19 protein-coding genes are annotated in these 19,223 nt (G+C 55.2%); 14 read left to right on the top strand and 5 right to left on the bottom strand.

Features of this window, described 5'->3' with window-relative positions; all coding sequences use genetic code 11:
* Nucleotides 1-168: 168 nt before the first annotated feature.
* The gene (locus tag EKL30_RS08430; protein ID WP_126706774.1) at nucleotides 169-1,035 is read left to right on the top strand and encodes a mechanosensitive ion channel family protein; all 867 of its coding nucleotides are present in this window, start codon (nucleotides 169-171) and stop codon (nucleotides 1,033-1,035) included.
* A gap of 1 nt (nucleotide 1,036) precedes the next feature.
* On the opposite strand, the gene EKL30_RS08425 is transcribed toward EKL30_RS08430, so the two are convergent.
* Complete coding sequence (locus EKL30_RS08425) at nucleotides 1,037-1,804, bottom strand: IclR family transcriptional regulator (RefSeq protein WP_233582930.1); 768 nt, start codon at nucleotides 1,802-1,804, stop codon at nucleotides 1,037-1,039.
* A gap of 145 nt (nucleotides 1,805-1,949) precedes the next feature.
* Here EKL30_RS08425 and EKL30_RS08420 point away from each other — a divergent pair, with 145 nt between their 5' ends.
* The 3 genes from EKL30_RS08420 to EKL30_RS08410 all read left to right on the top strand — a co-directional run bounded on the left by EKL30_RS08420 (nucleotide 1,950) and on the right by EKL30_RS08410 (nucleotide 4,293).
* Nucleotides 1,950-2,903: a tripartite tricarboxylate transporter substrate binding protein gene (locus EKL30_RS08420; protein ID WP_126706979.1), complete on the top strand. Its 954-nt coding sequence runs from the start codon at nucleotides 1,950-1,952 to the stop codon at nucleotides 2,901-2,903.
* Between the two features lie 83 nt (nucleotides 2,904-2,986).
* Nucleotides 2,987-3,658, top strand: a complete 672-nt coding sequence (locus tag EKL30_RS08415; protein ID WP_126706773.1) for a 3-oxoacid CoA-transferase subunit A — start codon at nucleotides 2,987-2,989, stop codon at nucleotides 3,656-3,658.
* The gene (locus tag EKL30_RS08410) at nucleotides 3,655-4,293 is read left to right on the top strand and encodes a 3-oxoacid CoA-transferase subunit B (protein WP_126706772.1); all 639 of its coding nucleotides are present in this window, start codon (nucleotides 3,655-3,657) and stop codon (nucleotides 4,291-4,293) included. Before EKL30_RS08415 ends, EKL30_RS08410 begins: the two co-directional genes overlap by 4 nt.
* Here EKL30_RS08410 and EKL30_RS08405 read toward each other — a convergent pair.
* The gene (locus tag EKL30_RS08405; RefSeq protein WP_126706978.1) at nucleotides 4,290-5,060 is read right to left on the bottom strand and encodes an RNA methyltransferase; all 771 of its coding nucleotides are present in this window, start codon (nucleotides 5,058-5,060) and stop codon (nucleotides 4,290-4,292) included. The genes EKL30_RS08410 and EKL30_RS08405 overlap by 4 nt on opposite strands.
* Nucleotides 5,061-5,190: 130 nt before the next feature.
* Between EKL30_RS08405 and EKL30_RS08400 the strand changes: the two genes are divergently transcribed.
* The 5 genes from EKL30_RS08400 to EKL30_RS08380 all read left to right on the top strand — a co-directional run bounded on the left by EKL30_RS08400 (nucleotide 5,191) and on the right by EKL30_RS08380 (nucleotide 11,063).
* The gene (locus EKL30_RS08400) at nucleotides 5,191-5,982 is read left to right on the top strand and encodes an inositol monophosphatase family protein (protein WP_126706771.1); all 792 of its coding nucleotides are present in this window, start codon (nucleotides 5,191-5,193) and stop codon (nucleotides 5,980-5,982) included.
* Nucleotides 5,983-6,055: 73 nt separating this feature from the next.
* Nucleotides 6,056-7,639, top strand: a complete 1,584-nt coding sequence (locus tag EKL30_RS08395; protein ID WP_126706770.1) for a TerC family protein — start codon at nucleotides 6,056-6,058, stop codon at nucleotides 7,637-7,639.
* Nucleotides 7,632-8,525 (top strand): undecaprenyl-diphosphate phosphatase, encoded by an 894-nt coding sequence (locus EKL30_RS08390; protein WP_126706769.1) that lies wholly within the window; start codon nucleotides 7,632-7,634, stop codon nucleotides 8,523-8,525. The genes EKL30_RS08395 and EKL30_RS08390 overlap by 8 nt, the downstream gene beginning before the upstream one ends.
* 121 nt (nucleotides 8,526-8,646) lie before the next feature.
* Nucleotides 8,647-9,279, top strand: coding sequence for a carbonic anhydrase (locus EKL30_RS08385; protein ID WP_199748512.1), 633 nt, complete (start codon nucleotides 8,647-8,649; stop codon nucleotides 9,277-9,279).
* A 62-nt stretch (nucleotides 9,280-9,341) separates the two neighbouring features.
* Complete coding sequence (locus EKL30_RS08380) at nucleotides 9,342-11,063, top strand: solute carrier family 23 protein (RefSeq protein ID WP_126706767.1); 1,722 nt, start codon at nucleotides 9,342-9,344, stop codon at nucleotides 11,061-11,063.
* Here EKL30_RS08380 and EKL30_RS08375 read toward each other — a convergent pair whose 3' ends face one another.
* The 3 genes from EKL30_RS08375 to EKL30_RS08365 form a co-directional block, all read right to left on the bottom strand.
* Entirely contained in the window at nucleotides 11,064-11,834 is a 771-nt protein-coding gene (locus EKL30_RS08375) for a UDP-2,3-diacylglucosamine diphosphatase (protein ID WP_126706766.1), read from the bottom strand.
* The gene (locus tag EKL30_RS08370) at nucleotides 11,827-12,336 is read right to left on the bottom strand and encodes a peptidylprolyl isomerase (RefSeq protein ID WP_199748511.1); all 510 of its coding nucleotides are present in this window, start codon (nucleotides 12,334-12,336) and stop codon (nucleotides 11,827-11,829) included. The genes EKL30_RS08375 and EKL30_RS08370 overlap by 8 nt, the downstream gene beginning before the upstream one ends.
* A 164-nt stretch (nucleotides 12,337-12,500) precedes the next feature.
* Nucleotides 12,501-13,271 (bottom strand): tetratricopeptide repeat protein, encoded by a 771-nt coding sequence (locus tag EKL30_RS08365; protein ID WP_126706764.1) that lies wholly within the window; start codon nucleotides 13,269-13,271, stop codon nucleotides 12,501-12,503.
* Between the two features lie 214 nt (nucleotides 13,272-13,485).
* Between EKL30_RS08365 and cysS the strand changes: the two genes are divergently transcribed.
* From cysS to EKL30_RS08340, 5 genes are all read left to right on the top strand, one after another.
* The gene (cysS, locus tag EKL30_RS08360) at nucleotides 13,486-14,934 is read left to right on the top strand and encodes a cysteine--tRNA ligase (protein WP_126706763.1); all 1,449 of its coding nucleotides are present in this window, start codon (nucleotides 13,486-13,488) and stop codon (nucleotides 14,932-14,934) included.
* Between the two features lie 10 nt (nucleotides 14,935-14,944).
* Nucleotides 14,945-15,592, top strand: a complete 648-nt coding sequence (locus tag EKL30_RS08355; protein WP_126706762.1) for a DNA-3-methyladenine glycosylase — start codon at nucleotides 14,945-14,947, stop codon at nucleotides 15,590-15,592.
* A 36-nt stretch (nucleotides 15,593-15,628) separates the two neighbouring features.
* Entirely contained in the window at nucleotides 15,629-16,594 is a 966-nt protein-coding gene (locus EKL30_RS08350) for an acetyl-CoA carboxylase carboxyltransferase subunit alpha (RefSeq protein WP_126706761.1), read from the top strand.
* A gap of 5 nt (nucleotides 16,595-16,599) precedes the next feature.
* Nucleotides 16,600-17,652, top strand: a complete 1,053-nt coding sequence (tilS, locus tag EKL30_RS08345; RefSeq protein ID WP_126706760.1) for a tRNA lysidine(34) synthetase TilS — start codon at nucleotides 16,600-16,602, stop codon at nucleotides 17,650-17,652.
* 156 nt (nucleotides 17,653-17,808) lie between these two features.
* A complete protein-coding gene (locus EKL30_RS08340) occupies nucleotides 17,809-19,080 on the top strand; it encodes an aspartate kinase (protein WP_126706759.1) in 1,272 nt (423 codons plus the stop codon).
* Nucleotides 19,081-19,223: the final 143 nt, after the last annotated feature.

The following is a 19,223-nucleotide window of genomic DNA, read 5'->3' as shown; positions in this document are numbered from 1 at the left end:
TTTCCGGGGATAAGTACGTCGTTCGGCGACCCTGGCCGTATGGCTGATTTTCAGCCAATGAATACATCTGCTTGATTTATAAGGGTTTCGGGCACTAGTGCTCAACTTATACGTGTGCTTGTCCACAGATGACGGGGATAAGTCGACTTTCATTTTATAAAGGAAATTATGCTGGACGGACTTAAAGAGATTGGCCTGAACACACCTGGAATAGAATTTCTCGCGCTTAATTTAGTATTGACGGTCGTCATACTGACTATTGGCTGGATGGTATCGTCGCTTGCGGGGCGGGCAGTTCGAAAGTTCGCCGCTCGCTCTACCAAAGTCGACCCGACCATCGTCCCGATGGTCTATACCGTAACGGTATGGTCGATACGTATTTTCGTCCTCATTGCGGTATTGGCCCGATTCGGCGTGCAGACGGCCAGCATTATCGCCGTCTTGGGCGCGGCCGGCTTGGCCATCGGTCTTGCCTTGCAAGGTACTTTGCAAAACATTGCCGCAGGAATAATGTTGCTTGCCCTACGTCCTCTTCGCACCGGAGAATATATCTCTGTGGTGGGGAAAGGCGATGGCACAGTGGCTGAAGTGGGGTTGTTTCTTACCCGTTTGATTCAGTTTGACGGCGTTCACCTGACATTGCCGAATAGCCTGGTCTGGGGAAATCCCATTATTAATTACAGCCGAAACGCAACGCGCAGGTTGGACGTCGAAGTGGGTGTGCGTTATGGCGACGATCTTGAAGTAGCATTAGGCGAACTACGCAAGTTGCTGACTGGTCACGAATTCGTATTGCCCGAGCCGCCTCCGCAAGTCATGGTGACCGAATACCGGGAAAGCACGGCCGTCGTTAATATGCGGGCGTGGGTGAAATCCAGCCATTATTGGGATTTGCGCTTTGACCTTTACAGAAAGGCCTTGCAAGCGCTGGGGCGCGCAGGACTGCAATTGCCGATTCCGGTGCGGGTCGTTCAGGCGCAGTCGTCGCCCAATGAGTCGCTCCCTATTGAAGGCGCAGCCCAGGCAAAGGTGTAATTCACACCTTATCTTCAATGGTTTTCAGGCCATCCTGAATAAGCTGTGCAATCTCGCGTTGCCGGGTGGCCGGCATGCGATCAGTGATCGCCGTAACACTAATGGCAAGATACGGTTCCTGCTTGGCGTTGCATAGGGCGCAGCCCACGCCCAAGGCGCCTCGCACGGCATAGTTGCCGACCACCGAATAACCTCGGGTACGGGTGTTCTGCACCAACTGCCGCATTTCGCGCGAGGTCATCCCACCGTATTGTTCGATTTGATTATTGTTGTGCGCGATGATCTCGTCGACCGTTGCATCGTCTAGCTTGGCTAATAAGGCCATTCCGCCAGAGCCTACTCCCAGTGGTTGTCGTTTCCCCGCGAAGGTGGCAAGGATTTGCACGGGATAGGCGCCGATTTCTCGCCATAAGCTTACCGACTCATAGCCATCGCGCACCACCAGGAAAACGGCGTCGCCCGTCAGGGCCGCCAGTTTTTTCAGCAGGGGAAACGCGAGATCGATACGTCGGTCTTGTTCGATTCTGTGCGGCGCGATCGCTTGCTCGGCCATGAATCTTTTGCTGCCGGTCACGTTTCTTGCAAACCCGCCTTCGATCAAGGCGGCCAGTAACCGATAGATAGTGGGGCGCTGCAAACCCGTCAGGCGGGCCAGGCTTGTTACGCTAAGGCCGGAGTCAGGATGCTCTTGTAGCGTCCGCAGTACCTGCAGGCCTCGTCGTAGTGTTCGCGGGCCGGATCCGGTAGTATCGTTGCTGGAACTGTCCACAGTATGTACGCGCAAGTTTGAAAAAAAAGAAATATGTTGGAAAATCGAACGGCTATTATATAACCGTCCACCTTATGGACACTAAAATCAAATTTCGGAGGACACAGTGTCAATTCGTTCCAAACTCGCATCCAGTGCAAAAGTAATCGCCGCCAGCACCGTATTCGCTGGCGCCCTTGGTTTCGCCACCACCGCATCGGCCGCATATCCTGACCATGCGATAAAACTGGTGGTCGGTTTTTCCGCAGGCGGCACGACCGATGTCGTGGCCCGCATTCTGGGCAAGGAAATCGGCGATGCCCTTGGACAGCCAGTAGTAGTTGAAAACCGCCCTGGCGCGGGAAGCAACATTGCTACCGAAATGGTGTCGCGCGCAGCGCCTGATGGCTATACGTTGTATATGGTCGCCGTAACGAGCGCCATTAACCAGACTCTTTATAAGAATCTTCGTTTCGATTTGGTCAAGGATTTCGCACCTGTCTCGCTAGGGGTAAGGGTTCCCAACATTCTGGTGGTCAATCCTTCCGTTCCCGTCAAGTCAGTCAAGGAACTTGTCGACTACGCCAAGGCAAATCCCGGAAAACTGAATTTCGCTTCTTCAGGCAGTGGTACGTCCATTCACATGGCCGGTGAATTGTTCAAGCAGTTAGCCAAAATCGACGCCACACACATTCCTTATAAGGGCAGCTCGCCCGCCATGACCGACCTTATAGGCGGCCAGGTTGACTTCATGTTCGACAATATGCCATCGGCATGGCCTCACGTAGCCGCCGGCAAGCTGCGCGCATTGGCCGTTACGACAGCGGAACGTTCAAAGGCGGCTCCGGACCTGCCCACGATGCAAGAGTCAGGTTTCCCTTCCTATGATGTGTCGTCCTGGTTCGGCATCATCGCCCCTAAGGGAACTCCGGACGATATCGTAAATAAGCTGAATTCGGTTATCCAGACCGCCATGGCCAAGCCTGACGTGCAGGCTCGCCTGGCCGACCTTGGTGCGGTTCCGGCCAAGACGACTCCCGCCGAGTTCGGCGATTTCATCAAGTCCGAGGTAGACAGCTGGGCCAAGGTGGTCAAAGCTTCCGGTGCCACGGTAGATTAAGTACGTAGTCTGTTGCAGATGGCCGGCCTCTGGTCGGCCATCTGTTTTTTTAAACCCATTTATTAACAGGAAATGGATGCCACATGATTTCCAAACTTTTTAACAGCTTACGGGAGTCCTTGTCCGACATTCCTGACGGTGCTTCGATCATGGTGGGCGGATTCGGCCTGGCCGGTCAGCCCAAAGAGCTCATTGATGCCTTGCTCGATCAGGGCGCGAAAGATCTCGTCATCGTCAATAATAATGCGGGTAATGGCGACACAGGTCTCGCGGCGCTGCTGGCGGCTGGACGCGTACGCAAAATCGTATGCTCATTTCCGCGCCAAAGTGATTCACATGTATTCGATGCTCTGTATCGTGCGGGAAAAATCGAACTCGAACTTGTGCCGCAAGGTAACCTTGCCGAGCGTATCCGTGCTGGTGGAGCCGGAATAGGGGCATTTTTTACCCCTACCGGAGCGGGGACTTTGCTGGCTGAAGGTAAAGAGCAGCGCACGATCAACGGCCGGGATTATGTTCTCGAATACCCTCTGCAAGCCGATTATGCATTGATCAAGGCGTTGAAGGGGGATCGTTGGGGCAATCTGGTATATCGCAAAACAGCACGGAACTTTGGTCCCATCATGGCCAGTGCTTCCCGTATTACCGTGGCGCAAGTCGACGAAATCGTCGAGCTGGGCGCTTTGGATCCCGAAGCGATCGTGACGCCGGGTTTATTTGTACAGCGTGTGGTGGCCATAGGAGCCGAAAAATGAATCGACTGAATCGTGAGCAAATGGCGGCCCGTGTGGCCCGGGACATTCCCGAGGGCAGCGTGGTCAATCTGGGTATCGGCTTGCCGACGAAAGTGGGCAACTATCTGCCGGCCGACCGCGAAATCATGCTGCATAGCGAAAATGGCGTGATTGGAATGGGGCCTGCGCCGGAACCCGGCGCCGAAGACCCTGATCTGATCAATGCAGGAAAGCAACCCGTTACCTTACTGCCGGGCGGCGCATATTTTCATCACGCTGATTCATTCGCGATGATGCGCGGCGGGCACCTCGATATATGCGTTCTAGGGGCTTTTCAGGTTTCGCGCACGGGCGATTTGGCTAACTGGCACACAGGCGGTCCGGACGATATCCCCGCAGTCGGTGGCGCCATGGACCTGGCTATCGGCGCCAAGTCGGTATATGTCTTGATGGACTTGCTGACTCGCGAAGGCCAAAGCAAGCTGGTCGAACGCTGCACTTATCCCGTGACCGGTATTGCTTGTGTCTCTCGCGTGTACACCGATTTGGCGGTCTTCGATCTGAAAGATGGCAAAGTGATCCTGATTGACGATCTGGCTGGCGCTGGCATTGCCGAACTATCACGCCTGACGGGTCAGGCATTGGTCGCTGGCTAAGATTTCCTGGCCGTCTTGATCATCGCCGTACATAGTCCGCGCAGCATATCGACTTCGTCACGAGTCAGATCGTTGCGGCCGAATAAATGACGCATGCGAGGCATGAGTTTTTTAGGATGTTCCGGATCCAGGAAACCTACCTCCACCAGGGCTTGCTCCCAGTGAACCATGAGCGCCTGTATTTTTTCGCTGGGGGCGGGCTCGTCGCCTGCTTCAGTTTGACCGCTGGTGACGGGGAGTAGCGGCATTGCCGCGGCGGTAGCCAGCGCATAGCGCAATTCCCATGCGGCGAGCTGCAGAGCCTGCGCCACATTCAGCGAGCTGTATTCAGGATTCGCAGGTATGTGGCAAATTCGTTGACACAAGGCGATGTCTTCATTTGTCAGGCCCGATCGTTCTGTACCCAATACTATCGCCACCCGGCTGTGCGCTTGTTGTAAATGGGCGCAGCTTATGGTTGCGGCCTGGCGGATGTCGCAGGGCGGCGGGCCGATCATGCGGGCACGCGCCGTTAGGGCAAATGCCATCGTGACGGGGCGCAACGCCTCTTGTAGCGTCGGAACAATGTGAACCGCGGCCAGTACGTCAGTTGCACCGCTCGCCAGCGACTGGGCCTCGGGAAGCTCGAGCACATCGGGGAAACGGGGGGCCACCAGACACAGGTCGTGAAACCCCATCGTCTTAATGGCTCGGGCGGCTGCGCCAACATTTCCAGGATGGCTGGGGCGCACCATAATGAACCGAATGCGAGTGAATGCGTCGGTCATTTCGGAGGAAATCGTGTTAGTCATTTAAAATAGATGGTTTTTAACGATTATTGCCTGACTTTTGCCTATGCAGGCGGTCGGATTTGGCTGGTCAGGCAATTACAGTTTCTTTTGTTTAATACGGAATTTTATGCACCCGATGCTCAATACCGCCATCAAGGCGGCACGCCGTGCTGGCGCCATTATCAACCGTGGCAGCCTCGACCTGGAACGCCTGCAAGTGGCACGCAAGGGGCCCAAGGATTATGTCACGGAAGTTGATCATGCTGCGGAAGAAGCCATCATCGATATCTTGCGCACCGCCTATCCCGACCATGGTTTTCTGGGCGAAGAATCGGGAACTCATCTGGCTGCGGGTCAGGCGGTTGATGCCCAGGCCGACTTTCAATGGATTATTGATCCCCTGGATGGCACGACCAATTTTATTCATGGTTTGCCCATTTATGCGGTGTCTATTGCTTTGGCACAGCGTGGGCAGGTGACTCAGGCTGTCATCTATGATCCTAGCCGCAACGAATTATTCACCGCGACCCGCGGTGGCGGCGCCTTCATGAATGACAGGCGCGTTCGGGTTTCGGGTCAGACCCGTTACCACGATGCCCTTTTGGGTGCGCACGTACCGGGTTCGGCTGGCGTAGTACCTGCCAATACGCGTTTTTCCAGCGTATTGTCGGAATGTGCATCGGCTCGCCGCCTGGGCTCAACGGTGCTTGACCTTGCCTATGTCGCGGCAGGGCGCCTGGACGGTTATTGCGGGATCAATTTGAAGCCCTGGGACTTGGCAGCCGGTGGCTTGCTGATTCTCGAGGCAGGCGGATTAATCGCCGATTTCGATGGCGAGCAGGGGTGGATGAAGAATGGAAGCGTGCTGGCCGCTACACCGAAAATCTTTACGCAGATGTTGGGCCACCTGAAAGAGTAGTCACTGCGGTTGGCCGGGATTCTTGCCCGGCCCGATTTTTTTGGTATTTGCGCTTGCCTTTCGGAGCTGCCTGATGGAGTGGATGCTAGATCCTTCGGCCTGGATCGGTTTGCTGACGCTGGTGATTCTAGAGATTGTCCTGGGTATAGACAATCTTATTTTCATTGCGATTCTGGTCGAGAAGCTACCGCCCGCTTTGCGCGATCGTGCGCGAATCATAGGATTATCGCTGGCCCTGGTCATGCGGTTAATCCTTCTTTCGGTGATGTCCTGGCTAATAAAGCTCACCGATCCGCTGTTCTCGGTTGGGCCGTTCAATTTTTCAGGACGGGATCTAATACTCATCGCAGGCGGGTTCTTTTTGCTCTTCAAAGGAACGCTGGAACTCCACGAACGGGTTGAAGGTCGGGCGGTTAATGCATCCGGTTCACGCATGCACGCCAGTTTCTGGGTCATCGTTACGCAAATCGTCATTCTTGATGCGGTTTTCTCTATCGATGCAGTGATTACCGCTGTTGGCATGGTTGACCACCTGGCTATCATGATGATCGCTGTCATCATTGCCATGAGCATCATGCTGGGCGCCTCCAAGCCTCTCACGCGTTTTGTGAATGCCCATCCCACCGTCGTAATCCTTTGCCTGGGATTTTTACTGACGATCGGTTTTTCACTGTTGGCAGAAGGCTTCGGATTTGCGGTTCCGAAGGGCTATTTGTACGCCGCGATTACGTTTTCTGTTGCAATTGAAATGATCAATCAATTGGCCAGGCGCAATATGCGGCGGGCTGATGCGCGACGGCCTTTGCGGGAACGTACTGCCGAAGGGGTATTGCGCATGTTGGGCAAGCGCCCACTGATGGGGCCGGAGCAAAGTTCCGAGGCGAGCGAAGTGCCGTCGCCTCAAGCTTTTGGCGATGAGGAGCGCTATATGGTCAGTGGTGTACTCACCCTTGCCGACCGGTCTATTAATTCCATCATGACTCCGCGCACGGATGTTTCATGGATCAATCTTGACGATGATGCTGCCGAGCTGCGCGAGCAGATCATTAAAGCGCCGCACAGCTTTTTCCCGGTGTGCCGCGGTTCACTCGACGAGGTGGTTGGCATAGGCAGGGCCAAAGAAATGATTGCGGACCTGATCACCCAGGGTTCGATTCGCCTATCGCGCTTGCGTGATCCCATCATTGTGCATGAATCCATAGGAGTCTTGCGTCTGATGGATACGCTGAAGCGATCGCGTGGCCAAATGGTTCTGGTAACTGACGAGTTCGGCAACATTGAAGGGGTGGTAACCCCGATCGACGTATTCGAAGCTATCGCAGGCGAATTCCCTGACGAAGACGAAACGCCTGATATAGTTATCGAGGGCGATGACCGCTGGCGAGCGGATGGCGCGGCCGATCTGCATCATCTTGAGCTTCTATTGAACACAGATGATCTGGTTGACGAGGAAGAGGGCTATTCCACGTTGGCCGGCTATCTGCTGAAGCGTTTTGGTCATTTACCCAAAGCAGGTGACAGTTGCGAGTTGATTCAGGCGCATGCCACCTTTAAATTCACGGTATTGCGAGTCGAGAACCGTCGCATTGCAGCGGTGCAGATCGAACGCGATTATCACAACATTGACGATGCACACGACATGAGCGAGTATGACTGAAAGTAGCTGGTTTTTGCTAAAGGCCTGGTTTCTGGGAATGATGGAAGGGTTTACAGAATTTATCCCTGTATCAAGTACGGCCCACTTATTACTCATCGGGGACTGGATCAATTTCTCATCTGGAAGCGACAAGGTATTTGAAGTCGTGATTCAGTTCGGCTCGATCATGGCCGTTATGTGGATATTTCGCCAACGCCTGCTGCAACTGATACGTGGAGTCCTTACCGGCGAACGAAGCGAAGTTTTATTTGCGCGCAATTTGCTTATTGCGTTTTTGCCCGCAGCCGTTATCGGCGCCTTGATGATCAAATACATCAAGATGCTGTTTCATAATCCTGGCGTATTCGTGTTCACCTTGATCGTCGGGGGCCTGATTATGCTGTGGGTCGAACGCAAACCGCAGTATTCCAAGGCCGGCAGCGTTTCCACGCCGTCAGGCGAGGGAACGGTCACCAATCCGGGTTATGACTCCATGGCATCGCAATATGCCACCTCCTATACGCTTGAACAGATTACCTGGAAGCAGTCGTTAATCGTCGGGTTTGCGCAGTGCCTGGCGATGGTTCCCGGTACATCGCGTTCCGGAGCGACCATCATCAGTGGGATGATGGCCGGAATACAACGAAGAACAGCGACGGAATTTTCATTCTTCCTTGCGATGCCGACCATGCTTGCGGCCACGGTATACGATCTTTATCGAAATAGCAGTGCGTTATCCGACGCCCAGGCTACCGCTATTGTGGTGGGTTTCGTGTCCGCCTTTATCAGCGCCCTTATCGTAGTAAAAGCAGTGTTGCGCTTTGTATCGAAGCGCACGTACCGGCCTTTTGCCTGGTACCGCATTGCTCTTGGTATCGTGGTAATGATCTGGCTATTTTTACGGTAAAAATTGGAAACATCCCGCTATAATTGCACGCTATATTTCAACCCACTTTTTGAAGTGATAGCGTATGACTGCAGATTGCTGCCAACCAGGCCTTCGGGATATTTCACATTTCGAGACCGCCGTGCGACGGTTTCGAAGCGAGTTTTATCAGCGCGATCCTGAAATGATGCATAAGCTGGCCACGGAGGGCCAGTCTCCCGCAACGCTTATCATTGCATGCAGCGATTCGCGCGTCGACACGGGTGTCCTGCTGCAGGCACATCCGGGCGAACTCTTCACGGTGCGCAACGTGGCCAACCTGGTTCCCCCGTATCAGCAAGGGGCCGGGCTGCACGGCACCGGGGCCGCCATCGAATATGCAGTCCGCGATCTTGCCGTCGATCACATTATTGTATTGGGGCATGCCAGCTGCGGCGGCATCAAGGCGGTACTTGCGGCAGCCGATGGCCATCCGATCGACCGCGAGTTTGTGGGCGACTGGGTTTCCATGGCCATAAACGCGACCGAACTCTATCTGGACGCGGACGAATCCGGAATCAGAAAAAAGGTATCGCTAGAGCTCCTGAAGCAGAACCCCGGTCTGGTAGAGCGCGCTGCCGTCACCGGCTCTCTGCATAACCTGCTCACCTATCCGTGGGTAAAAGAACGTGTCGACGCCGGAAATCTAGCCTTGCATGGCTGGTGGTTCGACATCGAAACCGGGGATTTGTGGAAGTCTGATCATGGCGATCTTCATCTGATGCCGGCGATTTGATCCCGCCGTCATGCCATTTGTCCGTTCATACCTTTTCTTGGGCCTGCTTATAGCGGACAGCGATGCGTAAACCGGAGTCCATCGCCTTCTGGCTTAACGACAAGCTACCGGTTCCTACTGCGCTGGGGCTCGTGTTGCAACAGATCGCTTTTTTGTGCGCGCTGCTGGTCGTGCCGAATTTGTTCGTGCAAGACAGCTCTTCGCATCTGGGCACTGGCAGCTATCTGGACATCGCGAGCGCCTCGCTGATTGCCAGCGCCCTGTCGATTTTGCTGCAGACCATGAACCGGTGGGGCATTGGTTCGGGATATTATTATCCTCTGCAGGCCACCCCAACCGTCTTTGCCGTCATGTTCCTGGCTAGCAGCAGCTCTGGCGGCATGCCTGTTGCCTACGGTATGGTCTGCATCACGGGCCTTACTCAGTTGGCGCTTAGTACTTGCATCGTGCGTTTACGCAGCATCTTTACAGTGGAAATTGCCGGCTTGGCCGTAATGCTCACAGGGGTCGCTACGGGTCAGGTCGGGCTCAAGCTGCTATTTGAGCTTAAGGGTGGAGTGGGCGCTACGAACCTGGAACTGATGGTGGCGGCTTTTACCCTTTTTGTAATGGTTTTCTGCAATATTTGGCTGAAATCCCGAGTACGTTTATTCGCAAGCTTACTGGGATTGCTTGCCGGTAGTGCGCTCGCTGCAGCGCTAGGCATGCTGCCACTCGATAGTTTAAGTTTTATTGCTGCCACCCCATGGGTGCGTCTGCCCGACTTTCCCGCTTTTGGCTGGGCCTTTGACGTCAGCATGGTCTGGCCATATGTCATGATGGGCTTGGCCCTGTCGTTAATGTCGATCGGTACTCAAACGGTGGCCCAGAGAACTGCCGACGCCGATTGGCACAAGCCGGACCTGCATGCTTATGGGCGCGGCTTACGAGCCGAAGGCCTGACCCATGTGCTGGCCTCGTTCATCAATGCGATGCCGCAATCGGCCAGTGGTGGTGCGGTAGGGCTGGCGGCTACTTCGGGCTGCGCGAGCCGCTATCTTGGCTATTGGGTTGCAGCCTTCCTGCTCGTCACTGCCCTGTGTTCGAAACTGATCATCTTATGGCTGGCGGTTCCTGCACCCGTCATTGCCGCCTTGTTGCTGTTTCTGTCCGCATTTCTGTTGATGGCTGGACTAAAGCTGGTGGCTTCACGCATGCTGGACGATCGACGCTCGCTGGCCCTCGGGGTTGGGCTTATCGTAGGGGTGTCACATCACTATATTGTCGCAGGGCTGGAATATGCTCCGTTAGCCGGCTTCATGAGCCTTGCAGGCGTCACCAACGGCACGCTTGCGGCGCTGCTATTGACCGTGCTGTTTCGTCTGGGGGCGTCGCGCCGCACGAGGCAACGGTTCTTGATCGATGCGACCACGGCGGACGACCTGAGTCTTTTCATGGAAAATCAGGGCCGCTTATGGGGAGCCCGGCGGGACGCGGTTCAGCGTGCCGAGCAAGCGGTATGGCAGGCCTTCGATCTTCTGGCTCATGGTCGCAGCATCTCGCCGGATCAGCACTGGCTGGATGTCAAGACCCGATTCGACGAATATGCGCTGCGTGTGACCTTCACCTACTCGGGAACGGCGTTGCCCGTGGCGCGCTCTGCCGCACCGTCTGCCGAGGCGTTGATGGATGATCCTGAAGCGACGGCACACTTGACGGCCTACATGTTAAGTCGGCTTGCCAAGCGGGTTCATGTTCGGCAACGCGACGCCATTGCACAGTTACGGCTGGATTTCGAAGCGTGACTACCAAGTCGCCTGGTGCAGGACAGGACCATGGCGATCTATCGATAGCCAACCGCCGCGGGGGACTGCTGCATGGTCATAATCCCAATCGGGCAGCACGATACGTTTGCGTGGGCGCCCCGCTATAGCCAAATGATGGATCGCGGGACGGTGCGTGTGACCGTGTATCAACGTATTGACGTCGTTATCGGTGAACGCCTGGGCAATGGCCACCGGGTTCACATCCATGATATTGACGGATTTATACCGATTGGCATTCATACTGCGGTTTCTTGCCCAATCGGCAATATTGCGGCGCAGCGTAAGGCTTAGGCCAAGAAACAGCCGCTGCACGACGGGGTTACGCACAATACGCCTGAAGCGCTGGTACTTTTTGTCGAAAGTGCAGTATTCATCGCCGTGCGACAACAACATCCGGCCGCAGTCCGTATCAAGGCATACTGAATCGGGCAACAGTCGGCCACCTACGTGGTCCGCCAAGGCTGTGCCGATAAGAAAGTCTCGGTTGCCGCGCCCCAACCACAAGGGCATTCGTGTGGACACCCGTTTAAGCCTGTTCAGTGTCTGCGCTAGCCATTCGGGCGGCGCCGAAAGGGCGAAGTCGTCGCCGATCCAGGCATCAAAGATGTCGCCGCATAAAATCAAGGCATCCGCCTGAGCGCATGCCTTGTCCAGAAATACATCGAATGCTTCAGCGGTGGCTGGCGTATTGGGCCCCAGATGTATATCTGAGGCAATCCAGACCGTTCCCGCCAGCGGAATCTTATTCAACGATTGTGGCTTTCTCGATAATGACATCCTCGACGGGAACGTCTTGATGGAAGCCTTTATTGCCCGTTTTTACCATTCTGATCTTGTCGACGACTTCAGTGCCTTCGATGACTTTGGCGAACACGGTGTAGCCCCAGCCGTTTGGAGTCGGCGACGTGAAGTTCAGGAAGTCGTTGTCGGCAACGTTAATAAAGAACTGAGCCGTTGCCGAGTGCGGATCGGACGTGCGAGCCATTGCCAAGGTGTAACGGTTATTCTTCAAGCCGTTGTTGGCTTCGTTCTCGACGGGTGCATGGGTTTGCTTTTGTTTCATGTCGGCGTCGAAACCGCCGCCCTGGACCATGAAGCTATTGATAACGCGGTGGAAAACCGTACCATCGTAAAAGCCTTCTTTCACGTAGGTCAAAAAGTTTTCAACGGTTTTTGGAGCTTTCTCAGCATCAAGCTCGATGAGCATGTCGCCATGATTGGTTTGAAGTTTAACGTTTGGAGTGGTGCTCATAGGGTTACCTTGAGTAGGGGTTGAAGTGGCGGCTTGCACAGCACTGCCCAGGCTTAAAGCGAGCGATGTTGCGCAAGCAAGGCTGACAGCACGAAGTGCAGGGCTAAATGTGCCGAGGATAGAAATGAATGATGGCATAACGATGAATGTCAGTTTCCAGAGGATTATTTTTTCAAGAGATTCGTGGTGGCTTCGGCTTTGCCCTGAGCCCCGCCAACGCCAAGCTGCGCAGCGCCCTGGAAGGACTGACGAGCAAGCAATAGCTGAACCTCGCCCATATTGGCGCGCGCCGTACCATAATCGGGATTTGCCGCAAGGGCCATGGCAAGGGCGTCTTGAGCCATTTCGAGCTTACCCTGTTTAACATATTCAGCCGCGAGGTTGTTCCAGGGCTCGGGCAGCTCGGGATACAGCGTCGTCATTTGACGGTAGCTTTCTATGGCTTCGTCCTGGCGGCCCAGGACGGCCAAGGCGCGGGCGTGCAAAAACAATAATTGCACGTCGGTGCCCATGCCGCCTCGAGCTTGGTTTTGTGCCATACGTTTTTGAATGACATCAAAGGCTTCCTGATTTTGACCCCTGTCGAGCATGGAGGAAATTCTGCTGGTTATTTGCGAAGCCGTCAGCGGAATCTCGGTATCGACACTGGGGGTAAGGGCTTCAAGCAGTTTGGCGAGCCCTTTCCAGCCGCCTTCAGCGGGTGGCGGGTCGTTAAACAGCTTGCCCGTGTGGGGGGCGGGGGGTGTCCCGATGTATACCCGAACTGCCTTGGAATCCTTGCTGAACGCGGTGTCGCCTGGACCCGTGTCGAGCGTGGCGGTAAGATCAACGTGTGGCTCGAGGCCGGGCACGGGTACTTGGGCACCGGCGGTTTGTACCGACAGCCCGCCCCCGATAAGGGCAATCGCTAATACAGGACAAGAGATTCGAAACACAGGCTACACACCTATATGTGAAGGTTGGATTGGTGGTACATCGTTTAACGCGAAATCGAAAAGCGGGTCGCACTAAAATAGCAGCGGTTGGTTCGCTTGCTATACTTATCGACCGCCATTTTAGCCATGCTTTGCGGCTTGCACCCAGTTTACAGCAACCCAATCTATCTGGATCGGGCCCGCAATCGTACTTACTTATAGATATTTACCGCACATGCTGCACATTTATAACACCCTTTCCCGTGCCAAAGAGCCGCTGAAAACCGTAGAGCCTGGACAGGTACGTATGTACGTATGCGGTATGACGGTTTACGATTTTTGTCATCTTGGACATGCCCGCATGTTGGTCAGCTTTGATGTGGTGCAGCGGTGGCTTAGAGCAAGCGGCTACAAGGTAAAGTATGTGCGCAATATCACCGATATCGACGACAAGATCATCCGGCGCGCCGTGGAGACCAATCGTCGTCTAAGCGAAGTGACCTCTTTCTATATCGACGCCATGCATGCCGACGAGCGTGCCCTAGGCGTGGCCTCACCCGATTTCGAACCGCGCGCAACCGATCATGTGGGCGAAATGCTCAACATCATCAAGCGCCTTGAAGATAACGGCCTGGCGTATCAGTCAGAGGACGGTGATGTCAATTATTCGGTACGAGGTTTTCCCGGTTACGGCAAGCTTTCGGGCAAGTCGCTCGACGACTTGCGCGCAGGCGAGCGGGTAGCGGTAAGTTCGGGCAAGCGCGACCCGCTTGATTTCGTGTTGTGGAAATCGGCCAAAGCCGACGAACCGCCCGAGTCAAAATGGGAATCGGCGTACGGCACCGGAAGGCCAGGCTGGCATATCGAATGTTCGGCCATGAGCAAAGCCCTGCTGGGCCTGCCCCTTGATATTCATGGTGGCGGCCCAGACCTGAAATTTCCTCATCACGAAAACGAGATCGCCCAGACCGAGGGTGCATTCGGTGGGGCCCTTGCATCAATCTGGATGCATTGCGGTCCGCTGATGGTCGACGCCGACAAAATGTCCAAGTCATTAAATAATTTCCGCACCATTCGCGCGACCGTGGCCGCGGATTCTGCCTTGTCCGACGAGCAAGCCGCTTATCAGCCAAATTGCCGCGAAGCCGAAATGCTGCGCTTTTTTATTGTTCGCAATCATTACCGCAGTCAGCAAAACTACGCACCCGATAACCTGCTGGATGCACAAAACGCTCTAGATCGTTTGTATCAGACACTGCACAACGTGCCGGCTGAACCGCTCGAAATCGATTGGTCTCATGCCAGCGCCCAAGCGTTTCGTGCCGCTATGGACGACGACTTTAATACCTCGGGCGCCGTAGCCGCCTTGTTCGAATTGTCATCGGAGGCCAACCGTATCCATTCGTCGGAGGCTTCGGGCCTGCTCCGGGCACTAGGCGGTTTGCTGGGTCTTTTGCAGACTGATCCGGCACAATACTTGCAATCTCCCAGTCGATATCAGTCCGGCGGCAATGCGCTGGCTGAACTGACCAACGAGCAGATTGAAACCCTGATCACCGCGCGCGCCACAGCAAAGAAAGATCGAAACTTTGCTGAAGCCGATCGTTTGCGCGCGCAATTGCAGAGCAGTGGTGTCGAGCTGGAAGACAAGGCCGGCGGCTTGACGCAGTGGCGTCGTGCTTAAGGGGATCCCAATGCCAGAAGACGTGACCATATTGCGCTCCAAGCCCGAATTCTGGGATGAAGCTTCGTCCCAGCTTATGGGGCGCGACCGCATTCTAAAGAAACTGATTCCGCGCCATAAGTCCGAATGGCTGGCGCCGTCGGCAACGCCCTTCGTGACGCTGGCCCGCGCCATTATCGGGCACCAACTTTCCGTCAAGGCCGCGGATGCCATGTGGCAGCGCTTCACTGACGCCTGCGGCCGCCCGCCCACTCCGCGGGCTGTGATCACGCTGGCCGAGACCGATAGCGGTCTGGCCGGGCTGTCCAAGCGCAAGTCCGAATACATTCTCGACCTGGCCATTCATTTCTCCGAGAAAAAAGTGCAGCCGGCTTTATGGAGCGCGATGAGCGATGAAGAAGTCATCGCCGATCTGTGCGTGATTCGAGGAATCGGACGATGGACAGCCGAGATGTTTCTCATTTTTAACCTGCAGCGGCCCGACATCCTTCCTCTGGATGATTCGAGCCTGCTCAAGGCAATTTCGTTACACTACTTCAGCGGTGAGCCTGTTTCGCGTTTCGAGGCCAGGGAAGTGGCTCAGGCCTGGGCGCCGTGGCGCACGGTCGCCACCTGGTACCTGTGGCGCAGCCTTGATCCGGCCGCTGTTCAGTACTAAACAAAGCGAATGCTCTAATCTGGATACCAAGCCCTTATGCGTAATACCTTCCTGGAATTTGAACAGCCATTGGCGGAGCTCGAGAACAAGATCGAGCAGTTGCGATTCGTACAAACCGATTCTGCCGTAGATATTTCGGAAGAGGTCGGGCGATTGCAGCAAAAGAACCAGGCCTTGGCAAAAAGTATTTATTCCAAACTTACGCCATGGCAGACCGCCCTGGTGGCACGCCATCCTCAGCGTCCCTATACCCTTGACTACGTGCGGGAAATTTTCACCGACTACCATGAGCTGCATGGTGATCGCATGTACGCGGACGATCAGGCAATTATTGGCGGCTTGGCACGTTTCAATGGCACGCCTTGTATGGTTATCGGCCATCAAAAAGGGCGCGACACCAAAGAGCGTGCCATGCGTAATTTCGGCATGCCACGGCCCGAAGGGTACCGCAAGGCGTTGCGCCTGATGCGCCTCGCCGAGAAATTTCAGTTGCCTATCTTTACATTTGTCGATACCCCAGGGGCGTATCCCGGCATCGGGGCGGAAGAGCGGGGTCAATCGGAAGCCATTGGCCATAACCTCTACGCCATGGCCGAAATCAAAGTGCCCATCATTGCTACCATTATTGGCGAGGGCGGTTCCGGCGGTGCGTTGGCCATTGCGATCGGCAATGTCGTGATGATGCTGCAATATGCCACTTATGCCGTCATCTCCCCCGAAGGATGCGCTTCAATCTTGTGGCGTAGCGCCGACAAGGCATCGACTGCGGCCGAGGCTCTGGCCATCACCGCCCCGCGGCTTAAAGACCTAGGCCTGGTCGATCGTATTGTCAATGAACCGGTGGGCGGTGCACACCGTGACCCAGTCATCATGGCACGCCAGTTGAGTCGCGCCTTGTCCGACTCGCTGCGCCAACTGTCGGGCATGACGCCCGATCAGTTAATTAATCATCGCTTGCAGCGTTTGATGTCTTACGGGCGTTTCCAGGAAACGATTAGTTAGCGAGCATGCCCACTGACGCGTTCTGGCAAGAGTTTGGTTCTACTCCTCTGCTGCAGGCCATAGGCAAGGCATTCGATACCTTGCCACGAGTGCCGTCTCGTGTCGCCGTGGGATTGAGCGGTGGGGCGGATTCGGCGATGCTGGCGGTGCATGCTGCACTATTCGCTCATCGCCGCGCGCTCGAACTGCATTTTTTCCACATCCACCACGGTTTGCAGGACGCGGCCGATCGCTGGCAGGCTCATGTACACGATCTTGCCCAGTGGTTGCGTGTGCCTTGCCACAGTCGAGTAGTTCGGGTGAAAGTGAACTCAGGCACCGGTATCGAGTCGGCAGCACGCGATGCACGCTATGACGCCCTCAAGCATATGGCCGACCAGATCGGGCTACAGCATATTCTCCTGGCCCATCATCGTAACGATCAGGCTGAAACCGTATTGCTAAGGTTGCTGCGCGGTTCAGGGCCCATGGGCCTTGCCGCCATGTCTGCCTCTATGCAGCGGCAGGGCGTCACGTACCTTCGCCCTTGGCTGGATGTCGAACGAGCGGATATTTTGAAGCAGGCCGAGCGCTTTCGCGAGATCAGCGGCTGGGCGCCTGTACAGGATCCGACCAACGCCGATGATAAATACACCCGCGCAGCGGTGCGAGAGCGTCTGGTTCCGGCACTGAACGAACGCTGGCCGGGATGGCAGGGTAATGTTTCGCGCCTTGCCCGGCAAAGTGCCGAAGCACAACAAGTTCTGGACGAAATTGCAGCCCAGGATTTTGCCGGACTCGACCCCGCTTCGGATGCCAGCAGCTTTTCCTTGAAGGCGTGGCGAGCGCTTTCTCCCGCACGACAGGCACTGGTCTTGCGCTATTGGCTGTCGCTGCAGGGCGTGCATATGCCCACTGATGCACGCTTGCAAGATGTCATGCGGCAGTTGCGTGGCCTGCATGCAATGGGCCACGACAGACAAATGCAGGTCAAGCACGGCCAAGCCTGGATTCGTTGCATCAAGGGCCGTGTTTTGGTCCAGAAAGAAGCAAAAAACGCCGCGTATGAAAAACGTTAAAATATTCGACTTTGTGTGTCGGCTTTCGGCGATTGCCCGCAAAATCTGAAAGACGGCACACTTGCGCACGGCTGACAAAAAGCTTCAGCCGAATCAATAGGCTAAGAGTTTTTTGTTAAGAACAAAAGACAATGCCTCTTTAATGCAGAGTATAAGATGTCCCTGATTGTTCATAAGTACGGCGGCACGTCCATGGGCTCAGTAGAGCGCATCCAGAATGTAGCCCGACGCGTAGCCAAATGGCATGCCGCTGGTCACCAGGTTGTGGTCGTTCCTTCGGCAATGTCGGGTGAAACCAATCGCCTTCTGGGCCTGGCCAAGGAAATTTCACCACAGCCGGATGCTCGCGAACTCGATATGCTGGCATCGACCGGCGAACAAGCAAGTAGCTCGCTGCTTGCCATGGCCTTGATGGCGCAAGGTGTAGCCGCGCGCAGCTATACTGGCTGGCAGGTTCCGATACGGACCGACTCATCGTTTACCAGAGCCCGGATCAGGTCGATCGACGATGCCCGCATACGCGGCGATCTGGACGCTGGGCGCGTCGTCATTGTGACAGGCTTCCAGGGTGTTGATGACGAAGGCAATATCACTACGCTGGGGCGGGGCGGTTCGGACACATCGGCTGTCGCCGTTGCCGCCGCCATGAAAGCCAAAGAATGCCTTATCTTTACTGACGTAGACGGTGTCTATACCACCGATCCTCGTGTCGTGCCCGAAGCCCGGCGTATGACGGTGGTTTCCTTCGAAGAAATGATGGAAATGGCGTCGCTGGGCTCCAAGGTTCTGCAAATCCGATCCGTCGAATTCGCGGGCAAATATCATGTACCGGTGCGCGTCTTGTCTTCGCTGACAGACCCCCTGATTCCCGTCGAAGAAGAGATGGTTTCGGGCACCCTTATCACTTTTGAGGAAGATCAAAAAATGGAAGCCGCCGTTGTATCGGGCATCGCCTTTAGCCGTGACGAGGCGAAAGTCACCCTGCTAGCCGTACCCGACACCCCGGGTGTGGCCTATTCGATTCTGGGCCCTGTTGCAGCGGCCAATATCGATGTCGACATGATTTTGCAGAACCAGTCCGTGCAAGGCACGACTGACTTTTCGTTTACCGTAAATCGTAACGATTTCGCCCGCACGCTAGACCTGCTGAAGAATCAGATCGGCCCGGCCGTAGGCGCTGGTGAGATCGTGTCGGACGACAAGGTATGTAAAGTATCGATCGTCGGTATTGGCATGCGCAGCCACGTTGGTGTGGCAAGCCTGATGTTCCGCACCTTGTCGGAAGAGGGCATCAATATTCAGATGATCAGCACCAGCGAAATCAAGACCTCGGTCATCATTAACGACAAGTACATGGAATTGGCCGTGCGCGCCTTGCACAAGGCCTTCGGCCTTGATCAGGATAAAAGCGAAGAAGATAAAATCTAATTTGATTTTGCCTGAGACCTTGTTCTTTTCTGTGTATTTACTGTTTTACACTGCTGTTTTATCGCGAAGTTTTTGAAGTCCTGGCTCTGTAAAGGCTAGTCCAAGCAGAGTAGGGTTTTATCGTGCTAGAATGGCGGCCTGTT

Source organism: Candidimonas sp. SYP-B2681, assembly GCF_003971065.1.
Classification (GTDB): Bacteria; Pseudomonadota; Gammaproteobacteria; order Burkholderiales; family Burkholderiaceae_B; genus Pollutimonas.
This window is presented reverse-complemented; position numbering and strand designations above follow the sequence as displayed.

Coding starts and splice junctions, on each gene's coding strand:
- EKL30_RS08430 (WP_126706774.1), top strand. CDS start 169: ATGCTGGACGGACTTAAAGAGATTGGCCTGAACACACCTGGAATAGAA.
- EKL30_RS08415 (WP_126706773.1), top strand. CDS start 2,987: ATGATTTCCAAACTTTTTAACAGCTTACGGGAGTCCTTGTCCGACATT.
- EKL30_RS08410 (WP_126706772.1), top strand. CDS start 3,655: ATGAATCGACTGAATCGTGAGCAAATGGCGGCCCGTGTGGCCCGGGAC.
- EKL30_RS08405 (WP_126706978.1), bottom strand. CDS start 5,060: ATGACCGACGCATTCACTCGCATTCGGTTCATTATGGTGCGCCCCAGC.
- EKL30_RS08400 (WP_126706771.1), top strand. CDS start 5,191: ATGCACCCGATGCTCAATACCGCCATCAAGGCGGCACGCCGTGCTGGC.
- EKL30_RS08395 (WP_126706770.1), top strand. CDS start 6,056: ATGGAGTGGATGCTAGATCCTTCGGCCTGGATCGGTTTGCTGACGCTG.
- EKL30_RS08390 (WP_126706769.1), top strand. CDS start 7,632: ATGACTGAAAGTAGCTGGTTTTTGCTAAAGGCCTGGTTTCTGGGAATG.
- EKL30_RS08380 (WP_126706767.1), top strand. CDS start 9,342: ATGCGTAAACCGGAGTCCATCGCCTTCTGGCTTAACGACAAGCTACCG.
- EKL30_RS08370 (WP_199748511.1), bottom strand. CDS start 12,336: ATGAGCACCACTCCAAACGTTAAACTTCAAACCAATCATGGCGACATG.
- cysS (WP_126706763.1), top strand. CDS start 13,486: ATGCTGCACATTTATAACACCCTTTCCCGTGCCAAAGAGCCGCTGAAA.
- EKL30_RS08355 (WP_126706762.1), top strand. CDS start 14,945: ATGCCAGAAGACGTGACCATATTGCGCTCCAAGCCCGAATTCTGGGAT.
- EKL30_RS08350 (WP_126706761.1), top strand. CDS start 15,629: ATGCGTAATACCTTCCTGGAATTTGAACAGCCATTGGCGGAGCTCGAG.
- tilS (WP_126706760.1), top strand. CDS start 16,600: ATGCCCACTGACGCGTTCTGGCAAGAGTTTGGTTCTACTCCTCTGCTG.
- EKL30_RS08340 (WP_126706759.1), top strand. CDS start 17,809: ATGTCCCTGATTGTTCATAAGTACGGCGGCACGTCCATGGGCTCAGTA.